This is a genomic window from Paenibacillus sp. FSL H7-0942 (genome assembly GCF_045040715.1).
Taxonomy (GTDB): Bacteria; Bacillota; Bacilli; order Paenibacillales; family Paenibacillaceae; genus Paenibacillus; species Paenibacillus amylolyticus.
This window is the reverse complement of sequence record NZ_CP150279.1, coordinates 4,867,199-4,892,255: the sequence shown is the minus strand read 5'-3', so window position 1 is coordinate 4,892,255 and position 25,057 is coordinate 4,867,199. Positions and strand designations below refer to the sequence as shown.

The 25,057-nt window shown below is 49.7% G+C and carries 16 protein-coding genes; 15 read left to right on the top strand and 1 reads right to left on the bottom strand.

Annotated features, from left to right (window positions below; all coding sequences use genetic code 11):
* Positions 1 to 23 precede the first annotated feature (23 nt).
* The 10 genes from dnaK to MHI48_RS21730 all read left to right on the top strand — a co-directional run bounded on the left by dnaK (position 24) and on the right by MHI48_RS21730 (position 9,194).
* Positions 24 to 1,868 carry a molecular chaperone DnaK gene (dnaK, locus tag MHI48_RS21775; protein WP_076328115.1) on the top strand — a complete coding sequence of 615 codons (1,845 nt, stop codon included), beginning with the start codon at positions 24 to 26 and terminating at the stop codon, positions 1,866 to 1,868.
* A 129-nt stretch (positions 1,869 to 1,997) separates the two neighbouring features.
* Positions 1,998 to 3,122 (top strand): molecular chaperone DnaJ, encoded by a 1,125-nt coding sequence (dnaJ, locus tag MHI48_RS21770; RefSeq protein ID WP_036615086.1) that lies wholly within the window; start codon positions 1,998 to 2,000, stop codon positions 3,120 to 3,122.
* A gap of 241 nt (positions 3,123 to 3,363) precedes the next feature.
* Positions 3,364 to 3,732 (top strand): hypothetical protein, encoded by a 369-nt coding sequence (locus MHI48_RS21765; protein WP_017687219.1) that lies wholly within the window; start codon positions 3,364 to 3,366, stop codon positions 3,730 to 3,732.
* A 258-nt stretch (positions 3,733 to 3,990) separates the two neighbouring features.
* Positions 3,991 to 4,170, top strand: coding sequence for a YfhD family protein (locus MHI48_RS21760; protein WP_017687220.1), 180 nt, complete (start codon positions 3,991 to 3,993; stop codon positions 4,168 to 4,170).
* On the top strand, positions 4,163 to 4,555 hold the full coding sequence (locus tag MHI48_RS21755) for a hypothetical protein (protein ID WP_036668568.1): 393 nt from the start codon (positions 4,163 to 4,165) through the stop codon (positions 4,553 to 4,555). Before MHI48_RS21760 ends, MHI48_RS21755 begins: the two co-directional genes overlap by 8 nt.
* 190 nt (positions 4,556 to 4,745) lie before the next feature.
* Positions 4,746 to 5,711 carry a 50S ribosomal protein L11 methyltransferase gene (gene prmA, locus MHI48_RS21750; RefSeq protein ID WP_036668569.1) on the top strand — a complete coding sequence of 322 codons (966 nt, stop codon included), beginning with the start codon at positions 4,746 to 4,748 and terminating at the stop codon, positions 5,709 to 5,711.
* A gap of 3 nt (positions 5,712 to 5,714) precedes the next feature.
* On the top strand, positions 5,715 to 6,395 hold the full coding sequence (locus MHI48_RS21745) for a site-2 protease family protein (RefSeq protein ID WP_036668570.1): 681 nt from the start codon (positions 5,715 to 5,717) through the stop codon (positions 6,393 to 6,395).
* A gap of 137 nt (positions 6,396 to 6,532) precedes the next feature.
* Positions 6,533 to 7,297, top strand: a complete 765-nt coding sequence (locus MHI48_RS21740; RefSeq protein WP_076328114.1) for a 16S rRNA (uracil(1498)-N(3))-methyltransferase — start codon at positions 6,533 to 6,535, stop codon at positions 7,295 to 7,297.
* Positions 7,298 to 7,299: 2 nt separating this feature from the next.
* Positions 7,300 to 8,646 (top strand): tRNA (N(6)-L-threonylcarbamoyladenosine(37)-C(2))-methylthiotransferase MtaB, encoded by a 1,347-nt coding sequence (mtaB, locus tag MHI48_RS21735; RefSeq protein WP_076328113.1) that lies wholly within the window; start codon positions 7,300 to 7,302, stop codon positions 8,644 to 8,646.
* A 113-nt stretch (positions 8,647 to 8,759) separates the two neighbouring features.
* Positions 8,760 to 9,194: an NUDIX hydrolase gene (locus MHI48_RS21730; protein ID WP_036615070.1), complete on the top strand. Its 435-nt coding sequence runs from the start codon at positions 8,760 to 8,762 to the stop codon at positions 9,192 to 9,194.
* 58 nt (positions 9,195 to 9,252) lie between these two features.
* Here MHI48_RS21730 and MHI48_RS21725 read toward each other — a convergent pair whose 3' ends face one another.
* On the bottom strand, positions 9,253 to 10,254 hold the full coding sequence (locus MHI48_RS21725; RefSeq protein ID WP_076328112.1) for a Na/Pi cotransporter family protein: 1,002 nt from the start codon (positions 10,252 to 10,254) through the stop codon (positions 9,253 to 9,255).
* A gap of 518 nt (positions 10,255 to 10,772) precedes the next feature.
* Here MHI48_RS21725 and MHI48_RS21720 point away from each other — a divergent pair.
* From MHI48_RS21720 to MHI48_RS21700, 5 genes are all read left to right on the top strand, one after another.
* Entirely contained in the window at positions 10,773 to 12,149 is a 1,377-nt protein-coding gene (locus MHI48_RS21720) for a class I SAM-dependent rRNA methyltransferase (protein WP_076328111.1), read from the top strand.
* 199 nt (positions 12,150 to 12,348) lie between these two features.
* Entirely contained in the window at positions 12,349 to 15,852 is a 3,504-nt protein-coding gene (gene addB / locus MHI48_RS21715) for a helicase-exonuclease AddAB subunit AddB (RefSeq protein ID WP_076328110.1), read from the top strand.
* Complete coding sequence (gene addA, locus MHI48_RS21710) at positions 15,849 to 20,282, top strand: helicase-exonuclease AddAB subunit AddA (RefSeq protein ID WP_076328109.1); 4,434 nt, start codon at positions 15,849 to 15,851, stop codon at positions 20,280 to 20,282. The genes addB and addA overlap by 4 nt, the downstream gene beginning before the upstream one ends.
* A gap of 59 nt (positions 20,283 to 20,341) precedes the next feature.
* Positions 20,342 to 21,526, top strand: coding sequence for an exonuclease SbcCD subunit D (locus MHI48_RS21705; RefSeq protein WP_076328108.1), 1,185 nt, complete (start codon positions 20,342 to 20,344; stop codon positions 21,524 to 21,526).
* Entirely contained in the window at positions 21,523 to 24,942 is a 3,420-nt protein-coding gene (locus tag MHI48_RS21700) for an AAA family ATPase (protein ID WP_076328107.1), read from the top strand. Before MHI48_RS21705 ends, MHI48_RS21700 begins: the two co-directional genes overlap by 4 nt.
* The last annotated feature ends 115 nt before the right edge of the window (positions 24,943 to 25,057 follow it).

Sequence of the window (25,057 nt, the reverse complement as noted above, 5' to 3'; positions counted from 1 at the left end):
TTGTTGAGGGAGGAAATTTTCGGATGAGCAAAGTAATTGGTATTGACTTAGGAACAACAAACTCATGCGTAGCAGTAATGGAAGGCGGCGAGGCTGTCGTAATTCCAAATCCGGAGGGCGCACGTACAACTCCATCCGTAGTTGGTTTCAAAAAAGATGGAGAGCGCGTTGTTGGTGAAACAGCAAAACGTCAAGCCATCACCAATCCGGATCGTACCATCATGTCGATCAAACGTCACATGGGTACTTCCCACAAGGAAACAATCGATAGCAAAGACTACTCCGCACAAGAGATCTCTGCAATCATCCTGCAAAAATTGAAATCCGATGCTGAAGCTTATCTGGGTCAAACGGTAACTCAAGCAGTTATCACTGTACCAGCTTACTTCAATGACAGTCAGCGCCAAGCGACTAAAGATGCGGGTAAAATTGCAGGTTTGGAAGTTCTGCGTATCGTCAACGAGCCAACAGCAGCAGCTTTGGCATACGGTATGGAGAAATCCGAAGACCAAACGATCCTCGTATATGACCTGGGTGGCGGTACGTTCGACGTATCCATTCTTGAACTGGGTGATGGCTTCTTCGAAGTTAAAGCAACTAGTGGGGACAACAAACTAGGCGGGGATGACTTTGACCAAGTGATCATTGATTACCTCGTAAGTGAATTCAAAAAAGATCAAGGCATTGACTTGAGTAAAGATAAAGCAGCGGTTCAACGTTTGAAAGATGCAGCGGAAAAAGCGAAAAAAGAACTTTCCGGCGTATTGACTACAACGATCTCCTTGCCGTTCATCACAGTTGCTGATGGCGTTCCTCAGCATTTGGAGTTGAACCTGAGCCGTGCGAAATTTGAAGAAATCTCTGAAGGTCTGGTTGAGCGTACGCTTGAACCAACTCGTCGTGCATTGAGTGATGCGGGTATGACGCCTAACGATATCGACAAGATCGTATTGGTTGGTGGTTCGACACGTATTCCAGCAGTACAAGAAGCAATCAAAAAACTGACGGGTAAAGAGCCACACAAAGGCGTTAACCCGGATGAAGTTGTAGCTTTGGGTGCTGCTGTACAAGCGGGCGTACTGACAGGTGACGTGAAAGACGTTGTATTGCTCGACGTAACGCCATTGTCCCTGGGTATCGAAACAGCGGGTGGCGTATTCACTAAAATGATCGAGCGTAACACTACGATCCCTACAAGCAAATCTCAAGTGTTCTCCACGTATGCAGACAATCAACCAAGCGTTGAGATTCATGTTCTGCAAGGTGAGCGTGAGATGGCAGCGGGTAACAAATCGCTTGGACGTTTCATGTTGGGTGATATTCCACCAGCTCCACGTGGCGTTCCACAGATCGAAGTCAGCTTCGATATTGATGCCAACGGTATCGTTAACGTATCTGCAACAGATAAAGGTACGAACAAAACTCAAAAAATCACAATCACTTCTTCCAGCGGTTTGAGCGATGCTGAAGTTGAGCAAATGATGAAAGATGCTGAGTTGCACGCTGAAGAAGATAAAAAACGCAGAGAACTCGTTGAAGCGAAAAACAGTGCAGATCAATTGATCTACTCTGTTGACAAAACGATCAAAGATCTTGGCGAAAAAGCAGATGCTGGCGAAGTTGAAAAAGCAAATGCTGCCAAAGAAAAACTGCAAGGCGTTCTGGCTTCCGACAACCTGGAAGATATCAAAGCTGCTACAGAAGAACTGACAGAGATCGTTCAACAACTGTCCGTGAAACTGTATGAGCAAGCTCAGGCGCAAGAGCAAGAAGCACAAGGTACTGAAGAGCAACAAGGTTCTGCTAAACGTGACAACGTCGTAGACGCTGATTACGAAGTTGTGGATGAAGATAAAAAACAAAACTAATTCGTAGTTCTACGCGAATTAAACATCGGTGACGTTCGAATTAGAGGGAAAGTCATAGCCGGGGCTCCCGCGCTTTGGCTTTCCTTTTGTCACGATGTGCGATATGGTGAATGATATGGGGGTGGAAGAGTGGCTGAAAAGCGTGATTATTATGAGGTGCTTGGCGTTAGTAAAACGGCTAACGACGATGAAATTAAAAAGGCTTACCGTAAGCTTGCCCGTCAGTATCACCCTGACGTAAACAAGGCTGCTGATGCGGAAGCTAAATTTAAAGAAGTTAAAGAAGCTTACGACGTAGTGAGTGACGGTCAGAAGCGTGCACAATATGATCAATATGGTCATGTCGATCCAAATCAAGGTGGATTCGGTGGTGGCGGTGATTTTGGCGGCGGCGGATTTGGCGACATCTTCGACATGTTCTTTGGCGGCGGTGGCGGTGGACGACGTGATCCAAATGCTCCGCAACGCGGGAATGATCTGCAGTACACGATGACAATTGAGTTCAAGGAAGCTGTATTCGGTAAAGAAACCGATATTACGATTCCGCGTACCGAAGGCTGTGATACATGTCATGGCTCAGGTGCCAAACCTGGAACGAAACCGGAAACCTGCTCGGTCTGCCAAGGTAGCGGTCAGCAGGAAGTCGTGCAAAATACACCGTTTGGTCGTATGGTTAATCGTCGTGCATGTTCGAACTGTAGCGGTTCGGGCCAAATTATCAAAGAAAAATGTACAACGTGCAGTGGTAGCGGTAAAGTTCGCAAGCAACGCAAAATCCATGTCCGCATTCCAGCGGGTGTAGATGATGGCGCGCAACTGCGTATGACAGGTGAAGGCGAGGGAGGCCTGCGTGGCGGACCAGCTGGAGATCTGTATATTGTCATTCGCGTGAAATCACATGATTTCTTCGAGCGTGAAGGCGACGATATTTATTGCGAAATCCCACTTACCTTTGCTCAGGCAGCTCTGGGAGATGAAGTTGAGATCCCAACGTTGACCGAGAAAGTCAAGTTGAAAGTCCCAGCTGGTACACAAACGGGAACGTATTTCAGACTCAAAGGCAAAGGCGTACCACGCCTGCGCGGTATGGGGCAAGGGGATCAACATGTGAAAGTGGTTGTAGTTACACCTAGTAAGCTGAATGACGAGCAGAAAGATCTGCTTCGCCAAATTGCTTCGCTGGATGGAGAGCAAACACATGAGCATGAACAATCTTTCTTTGATAGAGTCAAACGCGCCTTCCGCGGCGACTGAGAATAAAATAAAGCAAGTTCAAAAGGACACCACAGCGGTTTTTACCGCGGGGTGTCCTTTTTTTGTACGCCTTTTTTAGTGGTTCAGTGTTTTTTGTGAAATCCATGGATTTATGCTACAAAGAACGACAGCAATTTGTGGGAGCATTTCGGTATATTCTGAGCGAACTTGCGGAAAGATAGCATGGCGAGAATGATATGCATAGCTGATATGCGAGAAATTAGGGAAGCAGGTGAAGCGGATGACCGAGAAAAATATTTTGGCGTACTTTCACAGCCCGGAGCAGGCTCAAGGGGCAGCCAAAAAACTGGAGGCATTGCGAGTGGAGGACCTGTCAATTAATCGATTCAGCCGATATGCGGGAGTGGGACCAAGCGGGGCTTCCTACAAGCCGGGCGTTTCCGGCAGTTTTTCATCATGGGTGCCCGATTCGATGCAAACAAATGCCAGTGCTGGAATCATGGCTGCAGCGGACCCTTCTGCAAGTGGCATGAGTGATGGTGGACAGGGTGGACCTACAGGAAGAGATGTATTGCTAACTGTCATCGTAGATGAATCGGTACATCACCGCGCTATGTCTATTATCGAACAAGCCGGTGGAATGATCTAGTTTCAAGAAATCGATATAAGATGAACAGAGAATTACACTTTAACGGAGAGTGTAGAACCAATCTGAAGAAGCGAAGCGTTCGCCTAAAAGCTTTCGCAAGAAAGCTACTTCGGAAGCATACGCTATCCCCGGATTTCTCCCTTTAAGGAGGGAGTTGAAGGAATCTGGGGATAACAGCGATCGGAGGATGGGGCTACAATCGGAGTCTTACAGTGTAACAAATATTAGTTCATTTTAATTTGAAGGAGGAGCATTACAATGGCAGAACATGAACGTCCAGGCAAGATTTTAACGAAAACGGAAAAGATGAAACGTATGCAATCCGCGAAAAATGAGGACGTAGAATTCAGCGCTGAAGCTGCGGATCATGAAGATATTGAAGCACTACGCCGCAGTGAAGCGGCTGATCGAAGACAGGGACGGGAGCTTCATGACTGAAGATCGCTCGGCAGTGACCCTCGAAGCTGTTTTTACAAGCTGGACTGAGGCCGAGTCTGCACGCAGAGCCCTGGAATTTTTGCACCCGAACCAATTAAGCATTGAGAGCCTTGGCAATGAAGCGTCTGCATTGGACTCAAACGATGTTACGGGCTCCGATAATTCTCCTACGGCCGTCGTCGGAGGATTTAGTGGCGAACTGAATGTACTTGCCTTGATTAGTGATGAAACGGAAATGTTGTCCAATGGTCAGGTGTATGATACACCCAAAGAGGACTCGGCCAACAGGCTAAAACAAGAAATTTTGCTGACCGTGTCCGTATCCAATGATTCGCTCCCGCAAGCCGCAGAGATGATCACGCAGAATGGTGGGCGTTTTTGCTAACTGAGATTCAAATTATGCAATATGCTAAAGTATATGAAACAGATATGTATGAATAGATGACAGGATATTCGAGCAGTCAGGCTGCGGATATCCTGTTTTGTTTTTCTTTTACTGGTGCGGCTTTGTGCTCCGGCTAGCATGTGTAGTACAATAGTTGGGATGTTTGAAAAATGAGGAGGAAAAACCAAGTATGTTATGGCATGAACTAACAATACATACCACAGAAGAAGCTGTGGAGATGATTTCTAATTTTTTACATGAAGCGGGTGCTGGAGGGGTTTCGATTGAAGAGTCCGGTACTTTAAATAAAAAACGGGACACGACATATGGTGAGTTATACGACGTTCCTTTGAATGATATTCCGGAAGGTTTTGCAGTCATCAAAGGGTACTTCTCCGAAGGTACGGATATGGTTGCATTACAGTTAGAAGTTAATCCGAGAGTTGAGGAACTCTCCGAATTCGGAATTGATACAGGCGAGGTTCGTTATGAGACGCGTACAGTGGATGAAGATGACTGGGCAACAGCCTGGAAACAATATTTCAAGCCGGTACGTGTATCGGAACGTCTGACGATCAAGCCAACGTGGGAAGAGTATACGCCAGAAAGTCCGGATGAGAAAATTATTGAGCTTGATCCAGGCATGGCTTTTGGTACAGGAACCCACCCAACGACCTCCCTCTGCTTGCGCACACTGGAAACGGTTATTCAGGGCGGCGAGGAAGTTATTGACGTAGGTACAGGCTCTGGTATTTTGGCTATTGGAGCGATAAAACTTGGGGCAAAACATGTACTGGCGCTCGATCTTGATCCAGTTGCCGTAATTAGTGCCAGGGAGAATGTGGAACTGAATGGGCTGGAGCAACAAATTACGGTTAAAGAGAGTGATCTGTTGTCCGTCCTTGGGAGTCAGGACCCTGCACTTGGTGTACAACTGCCGGTTAAGGTTGTCGTGGCGAACATTCTGGCTGAGATCATTTTGTTGTTCGTAGACGATGTCTATAATGCGCTTGAGTCTGGTGGCACCTATATTGTATCCGGCATTTGGAAGAACAAAGAGCAGGTTGTGCATGATGCACTGGTAGCCTCCGGATTTGAAGTGAGTGCGATCCACCGTGATGAGGATTGGCTGGCGTTTGTAGCCAGAAAGGGGTAACGTATGGACTTCTGGAATTCGTTCTTTCGTTATCCGATCGATCAGCTTCCGTTTTTCCTGCTGACCATTCTGATCGCATTTACGGTGCATGAATTCTCGCATGCGTATTTTGCTAACAAATTTGGTGATCCAACAGCGAAGCTGTTGGGTCGGGTCACGCTGAATCCGGTTGTACACTTTGACTTGTTAGGTGTGCTGCTGCTCATTATTGCCGGCTTTGGTTGGGCACGTCCAGTTCCCGTTAATCGGGCTAACTTCGACAAACCTAGATTGATGGGCATCATCGTATCTGCAGCAGGGCCTCTGAGCAATCTTTTGCTCGCGATCATCGGTACAATCATCTATGCTTCACTGGTTGGTTCGGGAGCACTCGGTGGGATTGATAATGAGCGTCTGCTCACAGCAATCACGACGTTTTTTGCTATCTTTAACTTAACCAACTTTTTCCTGTTCCTGTTTAACTTGATTCCGTTGCCACCACTGGATGGTTATCGGATTCTAGAGGATCTACTGCCACCTTCAATCAGCCGCAAGCTGCAAGGGGTGGAGCAATGGTCTATTTTTATCTTCCTATTGATTCTTGTTATACCTCCGTTGCAAAATGTGACGATTCAACCTTTGTATGAGTTTGCGCAAACGATGTATGTGGATCTGGCAAAGGTGATTATCGAATTATATCGCTAAAAGCGCATTGTTTATGGACCGGAATACTGGTCAGAAACACGTAAAAGTTGTATGATCATCTGTGGCGATTGGATTCACGCCTGTCATCAGGCGGGGTGAATTCCAGTCATAACAGGACAGAATGGGTGGATTGACTAATGCAGCGATATTTTGTATCTGCAGAACAGTTTATTGAACACGCTGTGATTATCACAGGTGATGATGCACGCCATATTGGCAAGGTCATGCGTGGTAAACCTGGAGATAAACTGATTGTCAGTGACGGAAACTCCAGAGAAGCACTCGTGGAAATTGAGAGTATTGAAGTGGGCCAAGTGACAGCCAATATTGTGGAACCTCTCGAGATGGACCATGAAGCACGGATTCGTGTAACCGTGGCACAGAGTTTGCCCAAGGGTGACAAGATGGAAACAGTCATCCAGAGATGTACTGAGATTGGGGCGGTATCATTTGTACCCTTCCTATCAGAGCGTACGATTGTGCAATATGATGCCAAGAAAGAAGGCAAACGGTTGGAGCGGTGGCGGAAAATTGCCAAGGAAGCTGCCGAACAGAGTCACCGGAATCGTATTCCATCCGTCGAACAGTCGCTTTCCTGGAAAGGGCTATTATCTTCTTTTGAGGGCTATAGCCTGGTATGTTATTGTTATGAGAAAGAAAACGGTAAACAGCTGAGAGATGCACTGAAGCCGTTTATAGAGCAGCTTGCACCTGATGCAAGTGCAGAAGTTTTGATCGTGGTTGGACCGGAAGGTGGATTTTCTGAGAAGGAGACGGCAGAGGCTGATCAGGCAGGTGCTGTATCTGTTGGACTGGGCAAACGCATTTTGCGTGCTGAGACAGCTGGAATGGCAGCACTAACTTGCGTGCTATATGAATCCGGAGAAATGGGAGGAATGTAATTATGCCATCCGTGGCGTTTTACACCTTAGGCTGCAAAGTTAATTTCTATGATACAGAGGCGATTTGGCAATTGTTCAAAAACGAAGGTTACGATCAAGTGGACTTTGATGAACAGACAGCGGATGTATACTTGATTAATACTTGTACAGTAACCAATACCGGCGACAAAAAGAGCCGTCAAATTATTCGTCGTGCCATTCGGCGCAACCCGGAGGCGATTGTGGCCGTTACAGGCTGCTATGCGCAGACTTCTCCGGCAGAGATTCTGGACATCCCAGGGGTGGATCTGGTTATCGGTACACAGGACCGTGACAAGATTTTACCATACGTTAATGAAATTCAGGAGTCCCGTCAACCGGTTAACGCGGTGCGTAATATTATGAAAACCCGTGTATTTGAAGAAATGGACGTACCGGATTTTGCTGACCGTACCCGCGCATTCCTGAAGATTCAAGATGGTTGCAATAACTTCTGTACATTCTGCATTATTCCGTGGTCGCGTGGTCTCTCACGCAGCCGTGAGGCGAACAGCATTATTCAACAGGCGCATCAACTCGTACACGCCGGATACAAGGAGATTGTTCTGACTGGTATTCATACAGGTGGGTATGGCGATGACATGGAGAACTATGATCTGACCGATCTGCTGTGGGATTTGGATAAGGTAGAGGGTTTGGAGCGTATTCGAATCAGCTCGATTGAAGCCAGTCAGATCGATGACCGCATGCTCGACGTGATCAAACGTTCCGATAAACTCGTTCGTCACTTTCATATTCCGCTGCAAGCGGGTGATGATACGGTGTTGAAACGCATGCGCCGTAAATATACGACAGAAGAGTTTTACAAAAAAATGCTTCGCATTCGGGAAGCAATGCCAGATGTAGCGATTACAACAGACATCATTGTTGGATTTCCAGGTGAGACGGATGAGATGTACCGTAATGGCTATGAGTTGATGCGGAAGATCGGTTTTTCCGAAATGCACGTATTCCCTTATTCCAAGCGTACGGGTACACCAGCAGCACGAATGGAAGATCAGGTGGACGAAGAAGTCAAAAATGCACGTGTGCATGAACTGATTGACTTGTCTGAGCAGATGCAGCTGGAGTACGCTGAGCAGTTTGTCGGACAGGTACTGGATGTTATTCCCGAAGGGGAAGCCAAAGGCCGCGAGGGAAGTGGCAAGCTGCACGGTTATAGCGACAACTACATTCAACTGGTCTTTGACGGATCGATGGATATGGTCGGTAAAGTGTGCCGAGTCAAAGTGGTTGAAGCCGGCGTCAACGAGAGTCAGGCTACGCTGGTACGTGTGTTGGAAGAGAATCTTAAGTCCGCCGCGATGTGATCGAGGCGTCAGAAACAAGGATTTCATTTCCTTGGGGAGCTTACCCGGGGAGATGAGGTCCTTCTTTTGCAAAAAATAAGATAAAGATATCGAAGTTGATGGGGGAGAGCACGATGAACAAAAAAGAAATTTCAGCAGGCGGAGTTGTTTATAGAACAGGGGAAGACGGACGTCTTCAAATTCAGCTTATCGTAGATCGTTATGGTAAAACAACTCTCGCCAAGGGCAAAATGGAAGATGGAGAAACAATCGAACAGACGGCACTGCGCGAGATTTTGGAAGAGACAGGTATGGTGGGCCGCATTGTAGAGCCGGTTGATATCATTGCTTACACGTACCAACATGCAGACTTTGGCCCGGTGGACAAGGAAGTTCATTATTATCTCGTTGAAGCCGAGAGTGGTGATCTACAGCCTCAGATTGAAGAAATCAAAGGTGTGGATTGGTATGCTCCGGAAGAAGCATGGTCCTTACAGCAACAGAGCGGATATGATAATAACGATGATATCTTGCGTGTAGCCCTGAACAAGTTAGGCATTAACGTATAACGGCATTATTGTTCGAGTCAGTTAGCCGCGCGCTCTGTGGGTCTGGACAGGCAGATCATCAAGCCACGGGTGACTTCGCCGCGGGGGCGTGGACCGGTGGTTTTTTGTGCCAGATTGGCAAGTAACAGAACGGTAAAGCAAGCAGTGAACTGGTGATGTTAAAAAGGGTCTGGGCATGCGCAATCTGTGCCCCGTAGTCCGCTGACAGCCAGGCCGAAGCTGCATGCAGCTGGCCGATCAGCGGCATAAACAGCAGCGCTCCCGCAATGTTTAATACAACATGGGAGGCTGCGACAAATTTGCCTGCGGATGCTCCGCCCGCGGCAGCAATCACAGCGGTGATGCAGGTCCCCACATTGGACCCGATCACAATGGCGATGCCGATCTCCACAGGCAATACCCCTGTGGCTGCCAGCGTAATCGCCATGCTAATGACAGCTGCGCTGCTGTGAATGAGCGCTGTCAGACAGGCACCTGCCAGGAAGCCCCACCACAAGCTGTCGGCAGAGCGGTCGAGAAACCATTGAAATACGCCCATGCTCCGCAAGGGTAAGGCAATGGATTGCATCACCTGAATGCCTGTCATAACAAGTGCAAATCCCGCAGCTGCGAGGAAACTGTACTGGATGTTAAACAGAGTCTGACGCGTGCGTTCAGGAGCGGCCAGATTGCGTTCACCAAGAACAACAAACATGGCCCAGCCCGTTAGCGACAGGACGAGTAGCGGTAGGGAAGCACGTCCGATCTGCAGTCCCACCAGCTCCGTCGTCAGGCATGTCCCGATGTTGGTGCCGAGGATGATGCCAAGTGTTCGTCCATAGGTAATTAATCTGGCATTAGCCAGTCCAATGGTGAGTACGGTGACCGCAGTACTGCTCTGTAACAGGGCTGTTGCGCCTGCACTGAAGGCCATGCCTTTCCATGGAGCAGAGGTGGCGCGATTGAGCCAACCCGCCAACATGGGCCCAGCCATGCGCTGCAAGGCCGTTTCCATCAGCTTCATGCCACCAAAAAAGATAATAAGCCCATAGAGTAGGGGCAATATCACATCTCTAAACATAGAAACATCATTCCTTCCGTCCGGTTCCTTAACTCATCCTATGAGTAAGAAAAGACAACCATGACAAGCCTAAAGGAATTCAGAGGGAAGCGACCTAAATTACCCCACCCCAATTCGAAAGATACGGTGATTCGTGCAAACGTAGTGGAGGGGACGAAATTGAATCTGAAGAAGCGAAGCGTGCGCCTTTGTGTCCGGATTTTCCCTTTAGGAAAGGGAATCAAAAAAATCTGGAGACAACAGCGATCAGAAGATTGATTCGTAACCGGAACGTCACCTATTGCTGCACCCCAATTCGAAAGATACGGTGATTCGTGCAAACGTAGCGAAGAAGACGAAATTGTTACCGAAGAAGCGAAGCGCTCGCCTTTATCCCCGGATTTTCCCTTTGAGAAAAGGGAGTTCAAAAAAATCTGGAGACAACAGCGATCGGAAGATCGATTCGAACCCGGAACGCCACCTGCGCGCCGCACCAAACCTATCTTTTGAACTATTAAATTAAAGGAAGTGGATCTACCTTGCCATCAGTTACACTCGAACGCAGTCGCAAAAAGCGGCTTGAACATGCACATCCATGGATATTTAACAATGAAATTGCCTCTGTTGACGGAAACCCGGAACCGGGAGATCTGGTCAATGTATTGAATCATCAAGGTCGCTATCTGGCGACAGGATATTACAATCCCGCATCTCAAATCACTGTAAGAGTTGTAGCGTATCAACCTCTGGAGTCCGAACAGATGGACACCGCGTTTTTTGCAGCGCGTTTCCGCGATTGCTTGCGTCACCGGGAACGTTTTATCCAGGATGGAGAGGCATACCGTCTCGTTTACGGCGAAGCTGATTTTCTGCCAGGATTAATCGTTGACCGATTCGGCAGCATTCTCGTTGTACAGTTGCTTACACTTGGCATGGATCGTTGCCGTGAAGCCATCGTACAGGCACTCATTGAAGTAATGCAGCCGGAAGGCATATACGAGCGCAGTGATGTCTCGATTCGTGAACTGGAAGGTTTGGAGCAGACCAAAGGTCCGCTGCATGGAGAGTGCCCACGGCATGTCACTGTTACAGAGAATGGACTACTCATTAAAGTGGATATCGTGGAAGGGCAGAAGACAGGTTACTTCTTCGACCAACGTGAGAATCGTGCAGCCATCGAACCGCTCATGAAGGGTTGGGGCTACAAGAGTGGAATCACACTTCAAACGACTGAGCAGGATGGCACAGAGCAGCTCTTGCCTGTGAATAAAAGCGGTAAGGTAGTTACATTCCCATATTGGGATGGTGCCACTGTTCTGGAGTGTTTCTCACACACGGGTAGCTTTACGTTGAATGCTTGCAAGTATGGAGCCAAAAAAGTGACTTGTCTTGATATTTCGGAGCATGCCATTGAGAGTGCACGAACAAATGTGGAGCTGAACGGTTTCACTGACCGGGTTGAATTCGTAGTTGCTGATGCATTCCAGTACTTGCGTGAACAAGTGAAGGGACTGGATGAACGTACCGCACGTGCACGTGCAGCCGAACAGAAAGTGGATACATCCAAAGCGCTGGCAGCTGGCGGTAAAACATTTGATGTGGTCATCCTTGATCCTCCTGCATTTGCCAAAACGAAATCAGCAGTTAAAGGTGCATGTCGCGGTTATAAAGATATCAATTTGCAAGGAATGAAACTGGTCAATGAGGGTGGATATTTGGTAACAGCCAGCTGTTCGTATCACATGCGTCCAGACCTCTTCCTGGATACGATTGCCGATGCAGCGGAAGATGCAGGCAAAGTGCTTCGTTTGATCGACTGGAAAGCAGCCGGTAAGGATCACCCACAAATTTTGGGCGTGGACGAAGGACATTACCTGAAATTTGCTATTTTCGAAGTGCGCAGTAAAAAAAATTAAACGTATGATTTCCGTTCCAATCAAGTATAGATCAAGTCAAAAGTCCACAGTGTGATAGCTGCGGGCTTTTTGCTGTTTTGCTGTGTTAACGGAGATGATCTCCGGTTTTACCGGATAGTGGCAAACGTATGTTCCGAACCAAGTCAGATATGTTATACTGGGAATTAAAATCTTGTACGTGTGGTTTGGAGGATTAGACATGTCCGTTCGTTTTGTTATTGGCCGGGCAGGCAGCGGAAAAAGCTTGCTGATTACCCGGGAAATTACATCCCTGCTTCAAAAGGAGCCGCAAGGCACACCTTTGATTTTACTCGTTCCCGAACAGAATTCTTTTCGAACAGAGCAGGCATTGGTGTCTTCTGGAGCAATTAAAGGTACCATGCGTGCAGAAGTGCTCGGCTTTCGCCGTCTAGCCTATCGTGTAATGCAAGAAGCAGGTGGTTCTGCTCGTATTCCGATCGGAGCCGAAGGCAAAAAGATGCTGCTCTACAAGGTCATCCAGCGCCGTAAGGAAGAATTAAAGCTGTTTGGTGCATCCGGCAGCCAGCTGGGTTTTATAGGCGAATTAAATGACTTATATAGTGAATTTAAACGTTATGAAGTTGATCCATCATTGCTGGAAGACGGGCTGTCTGGAGGGAATACCTCATCCACTTCGCCAATTCTGGAGGACAAGTTGCATGACTTGAATCTGATATATCGTGACTATGAACAGGAACTGACCAATTTATATATTGATGATGAAGACACGTTGACCGAGCTGACAGATCGTTTGTCGGAAAGTGCATTGCTGCAGGATGCCCAGATCTGGATTGATGGTTTTCAGGGATTCACACCACAGGAGATGAGTGTGATTGGTCGGCTGATGTTGCAGTCCTCTTCCGTGACGATTGCACTGACATTGGATCGTCCTTATGATCACGGCGCACTGCCTGGAGAACTGGAACTATTTTATCCCACGGCAAGTGCCTATGCGCGCCTGAAAGGAATGGCTGACGAACTGGGTGTAACAAGCGATATAACCGTGCTAGATTCGGAGATTCCACCGAGATACAAGGATCGTCCGGGACTTACTCATCTGGAGGCTGGTTTCGACCGGCGAATTCATTGGAAAAGTGAAGGCCTTGATTCCGGAATCCAACTGGTTGCAGCGGAGAACCGACGAGCTGAGATGGAGGGAGCACTGCGTGAGATGCGGCGCTTGGCACAAAACGAAGGTGCGCGTTATCGGGACATGGCGGTACTTGTCCGGCAGTTGGATACCTACGCTGATATAGCTGAACCGTTATTCAGGGATTATGACGTACCCGTCTTTCTGGACCGGAGAAGAAATGAACTTCATCATCCATTATCTGAGTTTATCCGTTCCGCACTGGATATTGTTCGGCGCCACTGGCGTTACGAGGATGTATTTCGCTGTGTCAAAACGGATCTGCTGCTTCCGCGTGATGGTTCCATCACTCGTGAAGATATGGACCAGCTTGAGAATTATGTACTGGCTTGTGGTATTCACGGGTATCGCTGGACTGACGGCAAACCGTGGAAGTATGTACCAAGCCTGTCGCTGGAAGACAACGGTCAGGATGGCCGTAGTCGAGGACGGGATCAGATGCTTTCTTTAATGGAGAGCTGCCGAACGGTCATTACAGATTCCTTGGGTGCTTTTGAGAAACGAATGAAAAAGGCAAAGACAGCCAAAGCCCAGTGCGAGGCACTATACAGACTGCTGGAAGATGCTGAGATCGCATGGAAGCTGGAGAACATGTCTGCTGAAGCTAAGGCACAAGGTGACCTCGAACGGTCGAGAGAACATCGGCAGATGTGGGGAGCTGTGCTAGATTTATTGGATCAGATGGTCGATATGATGGGGAATGAACGGCTGGATATCACGCTGTTTGCCGGGATGATTGAGACCGGATTGACGGAACTGAAGCTGGGTCTGGTACCACCAGCACTTGATCAGGTTTTGATGGGTTCTATGGACCGTACACGCCTTCAGGACATCAAATACGTATTTATCCTTGGCGCCGTTGATGGTGAATTACCCGCCGTACCTCAGGATGATGGCGTATTAACGGAACTGGAGAGAGCGTTACTGACGGAAAGAGGCATGGCGCTTGGACCAGGTGCAACAAGGCAGATGCTGGATGAACGTTTTCTGATCTATACGGCACTTACAGCGGCAAGTAGCCAGTTGTGGCTGAGTTACCCGGTTGCTGATGATGAGGGGAAAGCACTGCTTCCTTCCGAGATTGTCCGCCATGTACGGAAGATGTTTGGTCTACAAGAACAGCCATTGCTCGCTCAACCACCGGTTGCGAACTCGGAAGAAGCGCATTGGTCCTATGTCACCCATCCGGGTCAGAGTCTGTCAACGCTCATTGGACAATTGCGCAAATGGCGTCGCGGAGAAGACATCCCTGAAATGTGGTGGGCGGTCTACAATTGGCATGTATCTCGGGAGACAAGCAGACCTCAATTGGAGCGGTTGATGGGATCGATCTTTTATCGTAATAGAGCATTACCATTACGTACAGCTACCAGTCGCAGACTGTATGGCACAGAGGTGAGGACGAGTGTCTCGCGAATGGAGCGTTTCGTAGCTTGTCCGTTCTCCCATTTTGCTTCGCACGGGTTACGCCTCAAAGAACGGCAATTGTACCGCCTTCAGGCTCCTGATATCGGACAGCTGTTTCATGCTGCACTAAGCCAGTTGGCTATGCGATTGCGCGAAGAAAATCGTAGTTGGGGCAGTTTGACTCCAGACCAGTGTCGTCAGGAAGCCGAGCAAACGGTGGAGCAGATTGCACCACAGCTGCAAGGGGAGATTTTGCTAAGCACCAAGCGATACGGTTATATTTTCCGCAAATTGAAGGACATTGTTAGCCGGGCATCGGTTATTCTTGGTGAACAGTCCAGACGTGGAAGTTTTGAACCGATTGGATTGGAGCTTGATTTTGGACCCGATAAAACACTGCCGCCACTACGTTTTGAACTGGAGAACGGCTGTGTGATGGAGATCGTGGGTCGAATTGACCGTGTAGATGTCGCAGAAGGAGAGAATGGTCTGCTCCTGCGTGTCATTGACTATAAATCAAGCCAGACGGACCTCAAGTTACATGAAGTGTACTATGGTCTGTCATTGCAAATGCTCACCTATCTGGAGGTGCTGCTTAGTGCTGCCGAAGAATGGCTTGGGGAAACGGCGATGCCGGGAGGAACGTTGTATTTCCATGTGCATAACCCGCTGTTGCAATCTGCAAACGGCATGACATCAGAGCAGGCAGGACAAGAACTACTGAAACGGTTCAAAATGAAAGGTTTGCTTCTGGCTGATCGGGACGCAATCGCTCAAATGGACAACACCCTGGATAAGGGATATTCAGCTATTATTCCAGTTGCTCTTAAGGCGGACGGAAGCTTTTATAGTAGCGCCGCTGTAGCTACGCCAGAGCAATGGGATACGCTGCTTGCTTCGGTTCGCAGTAATATCCGTGAGATTGGTACCCGAATTACGGATGGGGATGTGGCCATTGAGCCTTATCGTATTCAGCAGGAAGTGGCGTGCACGTTCTGTCCGTATAAGCCTGTTTGTCAGTTTGATGAGAATATAGAAGGAAATGAGTATAACCTGTTGTCCAAACCGGGCAAACAGCAAATCTGGGATATGTTATCTCACACCAAGGGAGGGGAAACATCATGACGAATATGCCAAAACCGGAGGGTAGCTTCTGGAGTGATGACCAGTGGAGTGCCATCTCGGAAAGCGGAGAAGACATACTGGTTGCCGCAGCGGCGGGATCAGGCAAGACAGCCGTGCTGGTTGAACGAATTATTCGCAAGATCGCAGATCCCTCCCAAGGATACAGTGTGGATCGTTTACTTGTAGCTACGTTTACCAAAGCGGCCGCCGCCGAGATGAAACAACGGATTCGGGAAGCGTTGGAACGTGCGCTGGAAGAACAGCCTGGAGAAGAGCATCTGCGTAAGCAGCTGTCGTTGCTTGGACGGGCATCTATTACAACGCTGCATTCATTCTGTATGGAAGTCATTCGCCGTTATTATCAGCAAATTCCGTTGAACCCGGCTTTCCGTATCCTGAATGAAAATGAAGCGGAAATCATGCGGCAGGAACTGCTTGAAGAACTATTTGAGGAAAAGTATGGCGAAGAAGATGAAGGGAGTACATTCCGCGAATTAGTGGACTGGTTCAGTGGAGAACGAAACGATGATGCGATGCATCGACTGGTGCAACGTTTGTATGATTTCTCCCGCAGTCATTCCTGGCCGGATCATTGGCTCTCAGAGATGGCGTCTGCTTTTCAGGTGGAAAGTGTAGAGGCACTTGGACATTCAGCATGGGTTCAGAGTATTTTGCGTGATGCGGCTCTTGCTTTAAGTGGTGCAGCAGGATTGCTCCGTCAAGGCATTCATATTTCCATGCAGCCTGAAGGTCCGGCACCTTATGCAGATACGTTAAAAGAAGACCTGGTGATGGTAGAAGAACTGTTGTCTGCAGCCCAGGTTATGCCATGGGAAAGGTTGCCTGAAGTGTTTCAACCCGCTACATTTGGCAAACTGAAACCCTGCAAAAAAGATCAGACGGACCCGGCTTTACAGGATCAGGTGAAGGAACTCCGTGAGGCCGCGAAAAAGGCAGTTACCGACCTGAAAGGTTCATTGTTCGGAAGAAGTGCGTTTGCGTTCTGGCAGGAGTTGGAGCAAGCGGCACCACTCATGCAGGAGTTGTCGAGGTTGGTTAGTACATTTGGAGAACGTTATCGACAGGCTAAACAGGAACGGGGGCAAGTTGACTTCAGTGATCTGGAGCATTACTGTCTTCACATTTTGCGACATGAGGATTCAACGCCTGAACTGTCGATGCCTTCCGATGCGGCTATGGAGTACCGTTCGCGATTCGATGAAGTGTTGCTTGATGAATATCAGGACACCAATACGGTTCAGGAAGATATCGTGAAGCTCATCTCCAGAGAAAACCCGGGTAACCGATTCATGGTCGGTGATGTCAAACAGAGTATCTACCGTTTCCGGTTGGCTGAGCCAGGTCTGTTTATGAACAAGTATCGCCAATATGGAGCGAGCACACGTGAAGATGGAATAGTGGAAGATCGTCTGCATCGTACAGGTCAACGTATTGATCTTGCGCGGAATTTTCGTAGTCGAGCAGAAGTCGTGCATTCGGTCAATATGATATTCCGGCAACTCATGAACGAAGGTGTGGCAGAGATTGCTTACGATGAACGAGCTCAACTGGCATATGGGGCTACGTTCCCGTCAGAAACACTTGGTGATGAGGCGTATACACCTGAACTCATGCTGATCGATCGTCAGGGTGGTGGTCCTGATCTGACAGAGAGTACGGATGAGAATGGGGATGCATCGGTCTCCGCAGAACTGGAGAGTGCCGAACTTGAAACAGCCCAGTTGGAAGCGAGGGCAATCGCAAGGCGTATTCGGGAGATGGTTGGAGACACGGACAAACCTGCCCTCCATGTATATGACAAATCCCTGCAAACGATGCGCCCGGCACGTTACGGTGACATGGTCATCTTGCTGCGTTCGACCTTGATGTGGGCTCCACTAATGATTGAGGAATTCAGACAGCAGGGTATTCCTGCTGGAGGAGAACAAAGCAAGGGCTATTTTCAGGCTACAGAAGTAGAAATTATGATGTCTCTGCTTCAGCTTGTTGATAATCCAAGACAGGATATTCCGCTCGCTTCCGTGCTTCGTTCCCCGATTGTTGGACTGGATGAAGAGGAACTGGCACAGATTCGGCTTGGTGACAAAAGACAATCATTCTATGATGCGGTTATATCGGCTGCGGGAGATTGGAGCGATTCCTCCACTAATGCTGTACAACAATCCCGGCAGGATAATCATCCTGATTCCAATATCGTCCAGTTGCAGTTGCAGTGGCCGGAAGCCTGGGCAGAGATGGAACAGGGACAGCGGGAGACAGCAGCTTCAGTCGAGGCAGAGATCCTGGATGATGTCTATGAATCCGATGTGCATACATTGCATACAGATGGAATGCAAGATGCTGGTGTTGCGGGACATGCAAGTGAGGATTTGGGCATAACGGAGATCTCAGGCTCGGAGTTACAGCAAAAGTTAATTCGTTTTATGCGTCAATTGCAGCAGTGGAGACTTGAGGCAAGACAAGGTAGTCTAAGTGAACTGATCTGGCGTATGTATCGGGAAACCGGTTATTTGGACTGGGTTGGTGGTCTTCCAGGAGGGCTGCAACGTCAAAGTAATCTTAAGGCATTGTACGATCGCGCACGACAATATGAGGAATCAACTGCAAATCGTGGCTTGTTCCGTTTCCTGACCTATGTTTCCAGACTACGGGAAAACGGGGGAGACCTCGGGACTGTAGCAAGTAGTTCTGGTGAGCAGGACAACGCCTTACGTATCATGACCATTCACCGGAGTAAAGGTTTGGAGTTTCCAATTGTCTTTGTCGGTGGCATATCTAAGATGTTCAATCAGCAGGATCTGAACGCACCGTTTCTAATGCATAAGGAACTGGGATTTGGTCCAAGGTTTGTAGATCGTGAGAACAGGGTTGCCTATCCTACATTAGCCAATCTGGCGATTCGTCGTCGGGCGCAATTTGAACTGCTTGCTGAAGAGATGCGTGTGCTGTATGTTGCGTTGACTCGTCCCAAAGAGAAAATGATTCTGCTAGGTACCGTAAAAGATGCCGCGAAAAAAGCGCTCGCGTGGTCTCAGGTCAAGGATAGCCCTGAACTGGCATTGCCAGACTATCTGCTTGCTGCAGGACGAAACTACCTGGACTGGATTGGGCCATCCCTGATGAGACATCCAGATGCGGCTGTGCTGCGTGAACTTGCAGGAAGCAATGATTCGTTCTCAGCCTGTCTTGCAGATGATCAATCTCGATGGGCGATTTCTATTATTTCCGCTGATCACGTGTCCCGTGACCATGTGGTGAATCAGACACTTGGGGAAGAAGATGGGATGACTGAGGTGCGGAAAGAACGAATTGCTGCACTAAAAGCCGTTCAGCCTGTGAAGTTGGTTACATCCTCAACGGTAGAAGAACTGACGAAGAGTGCACAAGTCACGGCTAACCAAAACATTGGAGATGAAGGTGCAGCTACAGTAGATCTTCAACAAGAGGAGGCACGGCTGATCAACGAGGTTGATCAACGACTTTCATGGACGTACCCCTTTGAAGCAGCAACTCAAGTAGCAGCGAGCACATCTGTCACGGAGTTGAAAACGTTACTTGCGATGCAGGATATCCAGTCCGTAGAGGTGATGGAGGAACTGGGAGAGCAGTCCGAGAAATTATTGGATTATAACACCTCAGGAATCAATAACATCAAGGATGAAACAAGCCATGCTCATCGTGATGCATCCAGTGAATCTATCAAGCATGAGGCTGGGTTAAAGTCAGATTCAAACCGTACGGTGAACGTTTCGGATGCGGGATCTGCGGGTACGTCTTTCAAACTGCACCTGCGTCGTCCGAAATTCATGGAGGCAACGCAGCTGACAGGGGCAGAACGGGGGAACGTGTATCATACGTTGATGCAGCATCTTCCTATAGATGGATCATCTGTTGATTCACAGCTTATTGAACAGACGATTGAGCGGTTGATTAAGCTTCAGATTTTGCTGGCCCATCATGCTGCGGCTATCGAACCTGAAGAACTGGCCGGATTTTTCAATACAGAACCAGGGAAAGAATTATTGCGTGCAGCGTGGGTGAAACGGGAAATTCCGTTTGTGTATGGACTTCCGGCACATCAGTCTCCTGTGGAATGGCTACATGAACGGGCGGCGAACTCAGATATGCAGATAATAAATGAAGATAGCAAAATGCAGGCAACGATTGAAAATGAAACCGTGCTTGTACAGGGGATTATCGATTGTCTGTATGAGGTGGACGGCGAGCTTGTCTTGCTTGATTACAAGACGGATCGGGTATTGGAGCATCGTGGTGGTTTGGATGAACTCACCAAAAATTATCGCTTCCAGCTGGATCTGTATGGACGGGCTATTGAAGATATATTGGGTCGGAAAGTTGAACGGAAATGGCTGTACTTTTTTGATGGTGGACATGCAGTGGAATTGTAAAAGAACTGGATCGGAATTTAAAACCATGGATTTCATATGGGAGAGGGGTGGAACGGACGATGCGTATTTTGCATACAGGGGACTGGCATTTGGGAAAAACGCTGGAAGGACGAAGCCGACTGCGTGAACAGGAAGATTTCGTTGATGAACTCGTCAGGGTCGCTGATGAGCAACAGGCGGATGCCATATTGATGGCCGGAGATGTGTATGATTCGGTGAATCCTCCCGCAGCGGCGGAACAACTTTTTTATGAAGCGGCAGCGCGTCTGACGGAGCATGGAAGACCCCTCGTGGTGATTGCTGGAAATCATGATCAGCCAGAACGTGTAGCTTCTGTAACTCCACTTGTGAACAGACAGGGCATTACACTCGTAGGGATGCCTACTTCAGAAGCGGTGACTATCCATGCAAAGCGAACCGGAGAAATTGCACAGATTGCCGCATTACCTTATCCTTCTGAAGCCAGATTGAATGAACTGCTGACAACAGATGGGGACGAAAATGTGCTTCGTCAGGCATACAGTCACCGGGTGGGCATGTTAATGCAGCGTCTGGCAGCTTCTTTTCGCCCGGATACCGTGAACTTGGCCATGAGCCATATCTATGTGCTCGGCGGACTTGAGAGTGATTCGGAACGTCCGATTCAGATCGGTGGGGCCTACACGGTGGATCCATCATCTTTAGCGACTGGTGCGCAATACACGGCGCTTGGGCATCTCCATCGTGCACAGGCTGTCAAAGGAGACGGTGTGATTCGATATAGCGGTTCTCCTCTCGCCTACAGCTTCTCGGAAGCAGGGCAGAGCAAGTCTGTCACGATGGTTGATCTGGCGCCGGGTGGAGCAGCACAGGTAGAAGAAGTTTTGTTAACGTCCGGGCGTCCGCTTGTACGTTGGCAGGCCCGTGGTGGTCTGGCAGAAGTATATCGCTGGCTGGATGAGGGGCGTGATCCACAGGCTTTTATCGACATGGAAGTGTGGCTGGACGAAGCGATGTCCCTGAAGGAGATTCAGCAGCTGCGAAAATCACATGAAGGTATCATCCATATTCGCCCGGTGTATCCCGAGATGGCTGCAGCAGGACTTTTGGAGCAACGATCCGAGCTGCCGGTCCACGAACTGTTCCGTAAATTTTATCAGCGTCAGACTGGTGGTGCACAACCGGAAGACAGCTTGGTACAGCTTTTCTTGGAACTTGTGGATGAAGCCGAGCCGGGTGTGCGAGAGGAGGTCGAGGAAAGATGAAGCCGATTTTATTAAAAGTTGCCGGACTGCAAAGTTACCGGGAGATGCAGGAGATTGATTTTACCGTGCTGACGGAGACGGGGCTATTTGGTATTTTCGGTCCAACGGGTAGTGGTAAATCTTCCTTGCTCGATGCCATCACACTCGCCATGTACGGAAAAGTGGAACGCGCGGTGAACGGGACGCAAGGCATTATGAATCATGCAGAGGATTCGTTGTCGGTTGCTTTTACATTTGAACTGATGTCGGCGGAAGGCACTCGAAGGTTCCGGGTAGAGCGACGTTTCAAACGAAATAATGAAGTTTCGGTGAGTAACACGATCAGCAAATTCATAGAGACGGTTAATGGCGAAGAACAGGTACTTGCCGACAAATTGGCAGATGTGAATCGCTGTGTTGAAGATGTGATCGGTTTGAAGATGGATGATTTTACACGGGCAGTGGTGCTTCCGCAAGGGAAGTTTGCCGAGTTTTTGTCACTCAAAGGCAGTGAACGTCGCCAGATGCTGCAACGATTATTCCATCTGGAGAAGTATGGGGACCAGTTGGCCATCAAATTAAGTCGGCGGGTCAAGGATAATGATATGGTTCACCAATCTCTTGCTGCGGAGCAACAGGGACTGGGCAATGCCAGTAAGGAGACGTTGGAAGAAACGAAACGGCTTCTTCAAACCGCTGTTCAGCAGTCTGAATTGTCCCGCAAAGCGCTGGATGAAGCTGCGAAGGAAGCTGAACAACTGGGCAAAATTCGTGAGTTAAGTCACGAACGGCATGCCCGGACGGATGAACAGCAGAAGCTGAAAGCACTGGAACCACAGATAGAGGCAGGCGAACAGCGGCTGAAACAATCCGTTGCGGCAGATGCAATACTGCCTGCGTTGCAGACGGTTCGAGATGCCATGGCTACACAGAAGCAGCGGCAGGATACTGCCGAGACAGCTCATCAGCAAGCATTGGAACATGAGCGTCTGGCTGTTCAGGAAGCGGAGAAGGCCGAGACGGCACGTAAGCAAATGACTGAGGAAGAACCGAAACTTTTGTTGCGCCTGGAGCAACTCGAACAAGCAAAAGAGCTGCAACGTGAACGGGACGGACTTCAGGCTGATTGCTCGCGCCTCGCGCAGCTGCTGGAACAGGGGCAGGGCCAACAAACTGCGCTGGGACAGCAGCTTGAGAAAGAAAAGGAATTGCAACAGCGCGGACGCAAACGGCGTGAGGAACTACAGGAGAGCCTCAAGCCAAATGAAGTGAAGTCAGAGGAACGCAGGCAACTTCAAGCTGCGCTTGAACTGAAACATCGTGTGGATACTGCCGCGGAGCAGTTGCAGCAAAATAAGGCTGACATGCAAACCTATAAGCAGTCGGCAGAACAGGGAGCCGACAAGCTGAAGGCGGCGGCTGAGGAAGAAAAACGCCTGAGTGATCAGCGTCAGCATCTGGTAGAACAGGCGTCAGAAGGTCTTGAGGCCTTGCTTGCCTGTGAGCAGGATATTAGCCGCGAACAGAGCCTGCTGGCCCTTGCGGAGGAACAGCTGCGTGGCACGATGCGTGAGCAGGAGCTGCACCGGCTGTCCTCCGCCTTGCGCGCCGAGCTGCGTGACGGCGAGCGATGCCCGGTGTGCGGCTCGCCGCATCACCCGCTCCCGGCTGCGCCGCCGGGAGAAGGTCCGCACGCAGGCGATGCGGACCTGGAACTGCTGCGCAGCCTGCACGCGGAGCTGCAGGAGCTGCGCTTTGGGCTGCGCCAGCAGCTGCACGAACGTCGCAGCCTGCTGACGCAGCTTGGCGCTGCGGCCGGCGAAGCTCCGGCCGCAGCCGAGGCCGCGCCTGCGGCAGCGGAGCCTGAGCCCGCCGGGTCGCCCGAACACGGGCGCTCCCCGGCAGGCTGGGCATCGCGTGCCGCTGCGCTGCGCGAAGCCGCGCAGGCGCTGGCTGGCGCAGCAGCGCCGCTCCAGACCGAAGCCGCCGCGTTGCAGCAGGCGGCTGTGGGCGCGCAGCAGCGCCGCATGGAAGCGGCAGCTGCGCAAGAGGCCGGCCGTGCCGGGCTCACCCAGGCGGAGCGCAAGCTGGCCGAGAGCGAGGCCGCAGCGGCTGCCTTGCAGGGCCGCTGGGCCGCGGAACTGCCCGGCATCGCTCAGGAGGAGGCCAAGGCCCTCTATCAGGCGATGCAGGAGCGCGATGCGCGCGCCGAAGACATCAAGGAACGTCTGAACAAAAGCGTGACGTTCCTTGAGGAAAAAGACCAGATCATCCAATCTCTCCAGCAGAAACTGGTTGAATTGGATAAACAACTGATTCAGTGGCAAACGGAGTGGCAGGGCAATAGCAAACAGCTGGCCGAGAAGGAAGAACGCTTGCGCCAGTGGGTTGGGGAGCAACGGGTAGAAGATCTGATTGCTGCGGCTCAGGCTCGTCTGGATGGACTGCGGAAAACAGCTTCGGACTCGGCACATCGCTTCAAAGAAGCGGACACGCTGAAGCAGGAATCAACGAAGAAAGACGTTATGGGTCAACAGGCAGCCGCCTCGGCCACAGAACATCTGCAGCAGGCACAGGAACGGTGGAAGCAATTGCTGGAACAATCCCCGTTTGACTCGGATGATGCTGTTGTATCTGCGGCGATTCCTTCCCAGGAAGCAGAGCGACTGGCAGGAGAGATCCAGCAGCACCGTGAACGTGAGCGTGAACTGGCATCCCAGTTGCGTGAATTGGAACAAAAGCTGGGTGGTGCTGTCGTATCAGAGGAACAGTGGTTAGCCTGCACCGAACGTTTGCAGCAGGTCCGAATTGAGGATGAGGCTGCCCTTCGTGCCAAAGCACGCGCAGAACGTGATCTGGAGGATGTGGAGCAGCGACATGTTCGCTGGACCGAACTGGAGAACAAGCGAGTGGAGGTAAGCCGTCAAGGTGAGCTGCTCAGCAAATTGCAATCCGCGTTCAGAGGCAATGCTTTTGTCGAGTATATTGCCGAAGAACAACTGATGCAGGTTAGTCATGCGGCATCTCAGCGTCTGCGTTTCCTGACCAAACAGCGTTATTCACTGGAGGTGGATTCCGGTGGTGGTTTTGTAATCTGTGATGATGCCAACGGGGGTGTCAAACGACCGGTATCAACGTTGTCAGGTGGCGAGACGTTTTTGACTTCGTTGTCACTGGCCTTGGCACTGTCGGCCCAGATTCAGCTGCGAGGTCAGTACCCGCTCCAATTCTTCTTCCTGGATGAAGGGTTTGGTACACTTGACCCTGAGCTGTTGGATACCGTCATTACTTCTTTGGAAAAATTGCATGACGACCGATTGGCTGTTGGTGTAATCAGTCACGTGCCTGAACTGCGTGCACGCTTGCCGCGCAAACTTGTGGTGATTCCGGCAGGTGAGGCCGGAAACGGCTCACGTGTGGTCTTGGAGACTCTGTAGAGGGCAATGTGTAAGCAATATAGATCATAGAAGCGCCAATAGTCCAAGCAAAATGAATATTAGAGGTTGTTCAAAAAGTCCACTTTTGATTACGAATGGTGCCTATTAAACACGC